We start from the raw sequence: 4,268 nt of genomic DNA on the forward strand, positions 1-4,268 counted from the left end.
ATGACGCCTTTGCAAGTGTGTCAATCTGAGTCTGTAATCTTGAGTCTGACTCTTTGCGGGTCTCTTGCTCATTTGCAAAATTCTGCTTGTGGTTGTCATTTATTGATTTGATTGCCTGAGACTGACTTAATGACGCCTTTGCAAGTGTGTCAATCTGAATCTGCAATTTCGAGTCTGACTCTTTGCGGGTCTCTTGCTCGTTTGCAAAATTCTGCTTGTGATTGTCATTTATTGATTTGATTGCCTGAGACTGACTCAATGACGCCTTTGCAAGTGTGTCAATCTGAGTCTGTAATCTTGAGTCTGACTCTTCCCGTAAATTCTGTTCGTTTGCAGATTGAGTCAATAAACCCTTTATGAGCGAATTAATTTGCTCCTGCAGATTCGATTTTAACTCCTTGCGATTCTGATTTTCTGCGTTGAGTGTTGCAGCCTGATTGAGTATTGCTTTGACAAGTGAGTCAATCTGATTCTGTAAATTTTGTTCGGACTCGAGTCTAAAATTTTTCTCGATTTCCTGACTCTTGCGCCTTGATTGAATCTCATAATTTAATGTCGAAGCGTTATTAATTGCTGCTCGTGAAAGTGATTCTAAATCAGCGAATATCTGCGGTACAGGTTCACCCGGCTGGCCCTGAATGCCCGGTCTATTTCCATAAATTTGCACGCCTCTTTTATCGCCGTGATCGATTAAAATAATTCCTTCGTCGTCGATAAAATATGCTCTGCCCTTGATTAATTTTTCGGGGAGTTCTGCAAGTGTTCTTACGTGCCGTGCTTTCCAATTTGGGCGCGCCATTTGTTATATCACCGTCCTTATTCGCTAAATACTGCGTGAAAATTATAAACTGTCGGAGTCTCGCTTATCCAGTCATAACTCGCTTTCAAAGTCTGACCGTTGACAGCTGCTATTTTAACATATTGTGAATCTTCAAGCACATAGAAATTATTTTTGCTCAAGTTCACATTATTGGCCGTGATTGTGATATTTCCGTCTTTCACATGATGGGCTAATTTGTATGTATAATCGCGTTCTTTGCCGGTTCCGATTGACTCATTTGCAACATAGCCGGACTTCATATTAAATGCGATTTTTACCGCGCTGATACATCCGGAATTAGCAAATTTTATGTAATACTCGCTTTCGTTGTAATCGTCCTTGATGGTTTCAGACTGCTTCGCGAGTTCCTGCCAGACCTCATTTGCCCAGTTGTAATTGTAATCGCAAGTAATTAACACACCTTGAGGCGCAGTGCATGTTATCCGCCCAACCTCGCAATTAACTTCATAATTTCCGAAAACTTGAACTCCGTCGAAATATAATTTTACGCTCTCGAAGTTAATTCTATTTTTCTGCGCTAATTGGTATGTATGAATTTTGCCGTCTCCTGTTCCGAGTGATTCATTATAAATTTTTAACGGCTGATTTCTCACGGAAGCATAAACCTTCATGCTTGACTCCTTAAATGGCGAGTGCTTGACTATTATTCTGCAATGTTTGACCGGCTTAAACCAGTTATGAGTCTTGCTTACAATTTCGCTTGTGCCGTCTCCGTTGATAATTCCGGTTCCTTCAGAAAAAATGATATTAGCCTCGTTTAATTTCGCGACGCTTGAACCGATTTGAGGAGCATTCATTATCGCGCGTAACTGCAATTTTTGAGCCTCGCTGCCCGCTAAAGTGTTTATCGCTTTCCATGTGCTTGACTCGTTTATGCTGCCTTCAATTGTGATACTTGCGTTGTTGCTAATTTCAGTCTTTGCTATGACATTAATTAACTGCGTGTTTTCTCCGAGTTCATAAATTGGCGAGTATTCGATTTTTTGCGTGGTCTGAGTGTCATTGCGGATCTTGAGTGCGAGATTAATTGCGGGAATTGCGTTTTGAGGGTCCTGTGAGTAAAGTGCGATTGCAACTCTAACATTATAGCCCTTGAACGCCGGAATATTATTTAATCCTGCAAGTTCGCTTATTGAGTTTCCTTCGTCGATTAATGACTCGTACGTGATTTTTTGTTCGTCAATGATTTCTGCGTACCCCGAAGAATTGAGCCTAAACCATGCTCCGTTTGCGTCCTCGTCGATTGCGTGAACTTCACCGGGTGCGTAAATTTGTGCGTTATTGACTTTATCGCCGGTCGAGAATGCCAGAAAAATTTTAGTCCCCGCCGGTTGTGAATAATTGAATTTGAAGCCGGTAACAGCGCTTGCTTGTGTGCAGTTAATGACATTGCCTTTTTTTGCGATTATGAGTGCATGAGCTTCCGTCTTGAGTTTATCTATTGTGAATCTAATTGGGTTCTGACTTGTGATATTTGCCATATTATATTTTCACCTCGATTCACATTATAGCAATTTATCGCTGCAAATGGCGTATTCCTGGGTGGGGGGTGCGGGGGGGCGATAGGGGCCCCGCATCATGAATCACAAAATTTTTTTCCCGTAACAGTGCAAAAATTTGGAGTCGCGTTGTAATTTGCAGTTCACACCCGCCCGCCTTCACTCTTTGTAGACTGACTTCAATAATTTATTTTCCCGCTTTAACTGGTTTATATTCATTTCGAAATCTTCGCCCGTTAATTCTCCTGTCTCACGCTGATATGTGCTGAAACCGTTTTTTACACGCGTTATAGCTGCGTTGACTTCCTTCACTGGGTCTAATTGTCCTTGACTCGGTCCCGTCCATGATGCCCAATAAAATTTATCGTCATTAAGTGATTCTGATTGCAAAAAATGTGAGTCTTGAGACAACATTAAATACTCGTATAAAAATTTTTGGTAAATCGGCTGACAGAAATTAGCTGCAAACCATTCACGCCAATATTTAAATAATTTCCATGCTTCCAGCAATGCACCCCGTGAAGCGCTGTAACTCGCTGTAAAATGCAAAAATAATAACTCCGCCGGTATCCCTAAAGCACCGCCAATCTGACGTACGAGAGATTCAATAAACGCATTAAAATTTTGATTCGGACGGCCTGGACTCGCTGTGCTGACTTTCACTCCTTCGGGTAAATCTATCACAGTCCCGTACATTTCTTGCTGCGTGATATTCTCAAGTCCCGTTAATCCTCCATAACCTGACTCGCTCGCATACTCTTCTTCACCGACTTGGCCCGACTCTCTTTGATCATGCTCAAAAAATATGCTGTACATTCCTGATACAACAGCGGACATTAATTCTGCGTCGGTGTAACGGGATAATTGCTTGAGAGTCTCTATAACCGGTGCTAAAAATGGTACTCCGCGTCTTTGGCCGATTCTTTCAGGATTCATCAAGTGCAAAATATTTCGTTCATGTGAAATAGAGTCATAAATGGGAGCGCGCATAAATTCAAGTTGAGGTTGATTCGAGATTTCTGCTTCGGGATTACGATTCGCGATATAATAAGCAACCGGCCGGCCGAGATTATCAAGTTCGACTCCTTCATCAATCATTACTCCGGAAGGCTTTATAAATGGATTCTGCACGCGTTCACTCTCGATTAAGCCAACTTGTAAGCGCGTAAAAATATTTTTGTAGTGTTCATTATCGGCGCCGAATATAACAAAGCAGTCTCCATCGAGTAAAACACTTTTGAACGCTAAGACTTGTAATTCATAAAAATTTAATTCGCCGTCAATGCTGCAATTTTTAGAACTTGCCCACGAATCAAAAACGTTTTCGATATTGCTTGACCATTTTGCGCAGTCTGATTCTGACATGTTTAATAATTCATGATTCACACGCACATTTAATTTCAAGCCTGAGCCGATAGAGTTTAAGCAGATTCTGTCAATTGCACCGCATCCCAATGGTCCCCCGCCGGAATATAAATCGCGTGAACGTTCGCGAAGTAAATTCAAATTTTCGCTGATGTCCTCATGAGGGCTTTTGCTGGTTGCGTTCCATGAGATTAACGAGCTTTTTGACCTGCTTGCGCCATGATGGGAATAACCGGAATTATAAATTTTCATGCTTATAAATACTCCTTTGGGATAATAGTTTTGAATCGCGGGCGGGAAATTTTAGGCTTGAGAGCTTCTGTCTCGCGGTTAATTTTATATTCAAGATTTGCGATCATGTCCGTAACTGTTTTCAAGTCAGCGCGTGTTAATTTCAGACCTTCGATTTCGTATTCCTGACCTGATAAGATAGCTTGTTCTGCTTCGAGATAATTTAGTAATCTGCGTTTATCTGACTCCAATTGAGCGACTCTAAAATCTGTAAGTACATTCATGATTATCACCTCACATTAAATTATAGCAATAAACTTTTTGCCAAAACG

The 4,268-nt window shown here is 41.2% G+C and carries 4 protein-coding genes; all 4 read right to left on the minus strand.

What is annotated here, in order from left to right:
- Positions 1–799: hypothetical protein (locus IJT21_10005; protein MBQ7578582.1), on the minus strand; the 799-nt coding region annotated here is incomplete at its 3' end.
- A gap of 17 nt (positions 800–816) precedes the next feature.
- The gene (locus IJT21_10010) at positions 817–2,322 is read right to left on the minus strand and encodes a hypothetical protein (GenBank protein MBQ7578583.1); all 1,506 of its coding nucleotides are present in this window, start codon (positions 2,320–2,322) and stop codon (positions 817–819) included.
- Between the two features lie 177 nt (positions 2,323–2,499).
- Positions 2,500–3,957, minus strand: a complete 1,458-nt coding sequence (locus tag IJT21_10015) for a phage portal protein (protein MBQ7578584.1) — start codon at positions 3,955–3,957, stop codon at positions 2,500–2,502.
- Between the two features lie 2 nt (positions 3,958–3,959).
- The gene (locus IJT21_10020) at positions 3,960–4,220 is read right to left on the minus strand and encodes a hypothetical protein (GenBank protein MBQ7578585.1); all 261 of its coding nucleotides are present in this window, start codon (positions 4,218–4,220) and stop codon (positions 3,960–3,962) included.
- Positions 4,221–4,268 lie beyond the last annotated feature (48 nt).

Source organism: Synergistaceae bacterium, from assembly GCA_017443945.1.
Classification (GTDB): domain Bacteria; phylum Synergistota; class Synergistia; order Synergistales; family Aminobacteriaceae; genus JAFUXM01.